This is a genomic window from Nonomuraea sp. NPDC049637 (assembly GCF_040675235.1).
In the GTDB taxonomy this organism is placed as follows: Bacteria; Actinomycetota; Actinomycetes; order Streptosporangiales; family Streptosporangiaceae; genus Nonomuraea.
Genome location: NZ_JBFAOM010000110.1, coordinates 1 through 5,725, shown reverse-complemented (window position 1 = coordinate 5,725; position 5,725 = coordinate 1). Strand labels below are relative to the sequence as shown.

Here is a 5,725-nt window from a genome sequence, read left to right as displayed (position 1 = left end):
TCGTGGCCGCTGAGGGATGGGTGCGCGGCCTTCCACGCCGTGAGCACCGGCTCGATCAACGCCCACTGCGCGTCGGATAAGTCGCTCGGGTAGGGCTTGCGCTCAGTCACTCAGCCATCACAGCACGACCGGACCCGCCAACCGGCGGTAACACTACAAATCCCTACAATCACACTGCGGCATCACGGAGATAGGCTCGCAAACTGCACTCTGATGAGGACTCCGGCCGCGATGAGTAAGGCGGCGAATGTTCGCATACGCTCCTTTGTTACGGGATGGACGCGGACAGCAATCGCCGTCCTGCGTATTCCGGCCGGACGTTCGGGGTTCCAGCCGCCACGGTCTCGTACGGCACGCGAGCCGAGATCGCGTCCTCGTCGATCGCGACGCCCAGGCCGGGGGAGTCTCCGAGGACGAAGGCGCCGTGCTCGACGGTCAGATCGACGGACACCCCGACAGGCGGGCACAGGTCCTGCAGCTCGCTGCTCAGGTGGTTGGGCACCGACGTCGCGGCGTGCAGCAGCCCGATCGGGGTGGTGCCGATCGGGCTGACAGGCAGATCGTGGGCGTGGGCCAGCGCGGACACCCGCAGGAAATGGGTGATCCCCCAGACGGCGGCCGTCTGGACGACGTCGACCGCTCCCGCCGCGAGCAGCGGCCGGAACTGCTCCAGCCCGGTGAGGTTCTCGCCGGTGGCGACCGAGGCCCGGATCCCGCGGCCGACGGTGGCCAGTCCCTCGGCGTCCCACCGGCGGACCGGCTCCTCGATCCATGTCAGGTCCATGGTGCGTTCGAGCTCGCAGACGTGCCGGACCGCCTGCTTGCGGGTCCAGGATTCGTTGACGTCGAGCATCAGGCCGGGCCGCGATCCGTGCCCGGCCTCGGTCAGCACCTCGTGCACCAGTGCCAGGCGGCGCCGGTCGTGGTCGAGGTCGAGGCCGCCTTTGAGCTTGGCCGCGCGCAGGCCGCGCTCGCCGTACACCTGGTAGAGGGAGACGAGCTCCTCATCGGTCAGGCCGATGTCCAGACCGGAGGCGTAGGCGGGGACCAGCCGATCGCGGCCGCCGAGCAGGCGCCAGAGGGGTTCCCCCGCGGCCCGCGCCTTGATGTCCCACAACGCGGTATCGAGCGCGCCGATGGCCCCGAACACGGCGCCCGCGTGCCCGGCCTTGAACGTCTGGCGCAGCATGCGGTCGTACAGCGCCGTCACGCCGCGCGGGTCCTCACCCTCGATGGCGGCGAAGACGGTGTCCAGGTGCGCGTGCGGCCCGAGGCCGACACCGGTGATCCCCTCGTCCGTGTCCACCAGCACGATCGGCACGGGAACGTTCCCGTCGGCGTAGACGCCGTTGGCGTCGCCTACGGGGCGGCCCCATTCGTGCACGGTGGTCAGCGTCCGATACCCCGAAATCCGCATGTCAGCCCTTCGTGGAGCCGGCGGTGACACCGTCGGCGATCTGTCGCTGGAGGAAGAGATAGATCAGCAGGACCGGAATCGCGGCGATCAGCACCCCCGAGGCGAACTGGGGGATGTTGTCGGAGTACTGCCCGCGCAGCGAGGTGACCCCGACCATGAGCGTCCGATGCTCCGGTGACGGCATCATCAGCAGCGCGATGAGCACGTCGTTCCAGCAGAACAGGGCGTCCAGGATCCCGACGGACAGCAGCGCGGGTGCGCCGAGCGGGATCATGATCCGCCGGTAGACGCCGTAGGTGGAGTTGCCGTCGATCCTGGCCGCCTGCACGATCTCCACCGGGATGGTCCGGTAGTGGCTGGTCATCAGGAAGATGGTGAAGGGCAGGAATTGCGCGACGTAGGCCAGGATCAGCCCCGGGTAGGTGTCGATGAGGCCGATGTCCGCCATGATCCGGGCCAGCGGCACCATGATCACCTGGAACGGGACGAACAGCGCTGCCAGGCAGCCGAGGAAGAGCGCCGAGGAGCCGCGGAAGCGGAGCTGGCTCAGCGCGAACCCGGCCATCGACCCGAAGAGCAGCAGCAGGAACACCGACGCCGTCACCACGACGACCGAGTTGAGGAAGTAACGCGCCATGCCGACGCTGTTCCACGCGGCGGCGACGTTCTCCAGGTGCAGCGAGCTCGCGGGGGAGAACCGGTCGAGGATGTAGTCGCGACGCGTCTTCATCGCCACGTTGACGGTGAAGACGAGCGGGTAGATCGTCGCCAGCGCGAGCGCGGCCATCGGGACGGCGGCCAGCCACTTGAGTCGCATCAGTCGGTCCTGCCTGTACGGCGCAGCAGGCTGATCTGCAGGGTCCCGACCACGAGCATGACGAGGAACAGCACCGTGGACGCCGCCGAGGCGAGGGCCGGGCGGTTCATCTGCCCCTGCTGGATCCAGACGTAGAACTCCGGCAGGTACGTCGAACCCTCGGGGCCGCCGCTGGTCATGATGTACAGCAGGCCGAACATGGACGTCAGCATTCCGATCATGGTGGTGACGAAGACGAACTGGAGGGTGCGCGACAGGCTCGGGAGGATGACGTGCCAGATGGTCTGCGGCAGGGACGCGCCGTCGACTCTGGCCGCGTCCAGCAGCGCGGTGTCCAGGGTGGAGAACCCGGCGAGGAACACCACCAGTGCCATGCCGAACGTCGCCCAGATGTGCACGCCGGTGACCGTGACCATGGCGACGCCCGGGTCGCCCAGCCAGTCGACCGGGCCGAGGCCCACCAGCGCCAGGGCGGCGTTCAGCGGGCCGTCGTAGCCGAGCATCAGGTTGAAGATCGCGCCGACGATCACCGGGGACAGGACGGCGGGGAAGAAGTAGACGCCGCGGAAGAGCCGGTGGCCGGGCACCTTCAGGAAGATGAACGTGGCCAGCATGCCTGGGATCGCCACCGCGACGGGGAGCAGCACCACCAGCAGGCCGACGTTGCGCAGCGCCATGCGGAACAGCGGGTCCGCGAGCAGTTCGGCGTAGTTGCCGAAGCCGACGGGAGTCCCGTTGAGGTCGCCGTCGCCGGTGAACGAGAAGTTGACGCCCAGGGCCAGCGGCCACAGCCGCAGCGCCACGATGATCAGTACGGCGGGAGCCACCAGGAGGAAGGGGGCGAGCCGTTCGAGCCTTGTTCTGGTGGTCCAGTCCGCCTTGGCGTGGCGGACCACCAGTGACGTGCTTGCGGTCGGCACGCGATCAGCTCGCCTTGTCGGAGGCCGCCAGTTGCGTCACCACGTCGTCGACGCTCGCCGATCCGCTCAGCAACTGCTGGGACAGCCGGCCCATCAGGTCCAGCGTCTTGGACGACAGCGCGACGTGCAGCGCCGGCTTGCCGCCCTTGATCTGCGGCACGATCGCGGCCACGGCGGGCGCGCTCTGTGAGACGTCGATCGTGGTGTCGGCGGTGATCGCGCCCGCACCCTCGTAGAAGGCGGTCAGCGCAGCCGTCGAGGTCAGCGACCGCACCAGGTCGGCGGCGAGCTGGGGGTCCTTGGCCGTCTTGGAGACCCCGTAGCCGATGCCGCCGTCATAGGGGAGCACGGGCGTGGCTCCGGCGGTGACCACCGGCGAGGTCATGACGCCGACGTTCTCGGGTCCGAGGAACTCCCCGAAGTCCTTCCAGTGCCCGATGTCCGACATCAGGCCGATGATGTTGGCGGCCTTGCCGGTGTCGAAGACCGTGAAGGCGTCGTTGAACATCGCGGTGGAGTTGGCGCCCTCGTTGTTCAGCCCGTCGTCGTTGACCTTCTTCCACAGGCTGAAGATCTCCTTCACATGAGGAGAGCTCCAGTCGCGCTTCCCGGCGATCCAGTCGTCGTACTCCTTGGGCGTCAGGATCCCCGGGCCCAGGCCGGACATGAAGAACTGGATCCCGATGCCCTCCTTGTTCCCCAGGGCGAAGCACTTGGCGCCGGCCTTCTTGATGGCGGCGCAGTCGGCGACGAAGTCGTTCCAGGTCTTCGGCGGGCTCGCCGGATCCAGGCCCGCCTTCTGGTAGAGCGACTTGTTGTAGTAGATCGGGTGGCCCTGCAGTGTCACCGGGGCAGCGTAGATCTTGCCGTCCTTGCTGAAGGCGTCCCAGCCGGCCAGCCGCTCCTTGTCCTCGGCCACGTACGGGTCCAGCGGAATGAGAGTGCCGACACGATCGCGCAGCTGCCCGCCGCCGTTGAACAGCATGACGTCGGGGCCCTTGCCCGACTGGAGGGCCGCGCCCAGCAGCGTGTAGTACTGGTCGAACGGCTGCGCCACGAACTCGACGGTGACGCCGGGATGCTTGCCGGCGAAGTCGGTCTTGGCCTTCTCGACGTAGGAGGCCGCGCCCGGTTCGCCGGACTTCCAGTCCCAGACCACGATCTTGCGCGCGGCGCTCCCCGCGGACGGCTTCGTCGGCGCGGCGCTTCCGCAGCCGGCCACCGCGAGTCCCGTGGCCAGGATGAGCGGCCATAGTGTTCGCTGCCTCATTGCTCCCACTTCCAGAGTGCGGCCCTTGTTGCTCGGCAACCTAACTCGTATGACGTATGATGGCAATACGGATGACATATACTGCCCCTTGTGACGGCAACGCAGAAAACGCACGGAGTCCCGGTGCAGCCGGCCTGGGTCCGACGCCCGGCCAGCCTGGCCAAGGCGGTGACGGCGGAGCTGGTCGAGCGCATCGTCAGCGGCACGCACGCGCCTGGCACGTCGCTGCCCGCGGAGCCGGTGCTGTGCGAGGCGTTCTCGGTGAGCCGCACCGTCGTGCGCGAAGCGGTGAAGCTGCTCGAGGCCAAGGGGCTGGTGCAGGTACGGCAGGGCGCCGGCACCATCGTCACCCAGCCGACGAGCTGGGACATGCTGGACGAGCTCGTCCTGGGGGCGACCATCGCCCAGGACGAGAGCCTGGCAATACTGGACGATGTCGTCGTCACGCGCCGCCTGCTGGAGTCGGACATGGCCAACGTGGCAGCGAGGGTCGCCTCGGAGGAGACCCTGGAGCGGCTTCGGGCGCTGGTGGACAAGATGGACGAACTCGTCGACGACCACGTCACCTACGCCGACCACGATCGCGCCTTCCATGACGTGATCATGCTGGCGTCGGGGAACCGCATCGCCCGCGGCGTGGTGCGGTCGCTGGAGAGCCAGGTCATCAACACCGCCAGGTACATGGGCACGCCCGAGCGCGCGCTGTGCGTGGAGTCCAACCGGGGCCATCGCCGCATCTACGAGCGCATCGCCGCCCGTGACCCCGGCGGCGCGGCCACGGCGATGTTCAACCACATCACCGAGGCCTGGCTGGTCCGCCGCCGCGCCCCGGAGGCTCCCGTACGACTGGAGCGGTGACCGGCGCGGTCGCCCGGCCCAGTTGTGCCCTGCCGCGCACGGTGCGGCGAATCCCACCGTGCGCACGACCGTGCGCACCACCGAGCGTCCGTCGCGTTCCGCCACTACGGCCCGGCCCCCGCAGTCGGCTCGCTCCTGAACGCGGCATGATCATGCCGGCGAGGCCGCGGGCTGCGACGGCTCCAACCGGGCGGCGAGGTCGCTAACGCTGCGCCTCTCGCCGGACTCCAGCAGGAACACGATGGCCTCCGGGCGCCGGTCGGCAGCCTCCTGCTGCTCTGCGGTGGACGCGTGACACGTCGCGGGCGCGCATGACGATCAGCGGCGTGATCTGCAGGGTCCGCAAACGAAGAGTTGAGCGAGAGTGAAATCGGCTCATGCCGGGCATTGCAGTCATACGTCATACGTCCTATCCTTCAGTCGCGCCGACCAGATCCGTTCGC

Annotated in this window: 5 protein-coding genes; 1 reads left to right on the top strand and 4 read right to left on the bottom strand. The window is 68.4% G+C overall.

From position 1 onward, the window contains the following. Positions 1-268: 268 nt before the first annotated feature. From AB0J71_RS49670 to AB0J71_RS49655, 4 genes are read right to left on the bottom strand one after another with little or no spacing between them, the layout of a single operon-like run. Positions 269-1,417: a mandelate racemase/muconate lactonizing enzyme family protein gene (locus AB0J71_RS49670; protein ID WP_364421412.1), complete on the bottom strand. Its 1,149-nt coding sequence runs from the start codon at positions 1,415-1,417 to the stop codon at positions 269-271. A 1-nt stretch (position 1,418) separates the two neighbouring features. Next, on the bottom strand, positions 1,419-2,234 hold the full coding sequence (locus AB0J71_RS49665; protein ID WP_352327429.1) for a carbohydrate ABC transporter permease: 816 nt from the start codon (positions 2,232-2,234) through the stop codon (positions 1,419-1,421). Then, entirely contained in the window at positions 2,234-3,154 is a 921-nt protein-coding gene (locus AB0J71_RS49660; RefSeq protein ID WP_364421410.1) for a sugar ABC transporter permease, read from the bottom strand. Before AB0J71_RS49660 ends, AB0J71_RS49665 begins: the two co-directional genes overlap by 1 nt. Positions 3,155-3,158: 4 nt before the next feature. After that, positions 3,159-4,424 carry an extracellular solute-binding protein gene (locus tag AB0J71_RS49655; RefSeq protein WP_364421408.1) on the bottom strand — a complete coding sequence of 422 codons (1,266 nt, stop codon included), beginning with the start codon at positions 4,422-4,424 and terminating at the stop codon, positions 3,159-3,161. A gap of 123 nt (positions 4,425-4,547) precedes the next feature. Here AB0J71_RS49655 and AB0J71_RS49650 point away from each other — a divergent pair, with 123 nt between their 5' ends. After that, the gene (locus AB0J71_RS49650; RefSeq protein WP_364421405.1) at positions 4,548-5,282 is read left to right on the top strand and encodes a FadR/GntR family transcriptional regulator; all 735 of its coding nucleotides are present in this window, start codon (positions 4,548-4,550) and stop codon (positions 5,280-5,282) included. The last annotated feature ends 443 nt before the right edge of the window (positions 5,283-5,725 follow it).

What these genes read in the sequence shown, in the direction of transcription:
- AB0J71_RS49670 (WP_364421412.1), bottom strand. Translation starts at nt 1,417, where the DNA reads ATGCGGATTTCGGGGTATCGGACGCTGACCACCGTGCACGAATGGGGC.
- AB0J71_RS49665 (WP_352327429.1), bottom strand. Translation starts at nt 2,234, where the DNA reads ATGCGACTCAAGTGGCTGGCCGCCGTCCCGATGGCCGCGCTCGCGCTG.
- AB0J71_RS49655 (WP_364421408.1), bottom strand. Translation starts at nt 4,424, where the DNA reads ATGAGGCAGCGAACACTATGGCCGCTCATCCTGGCCACGGGACTCGCG.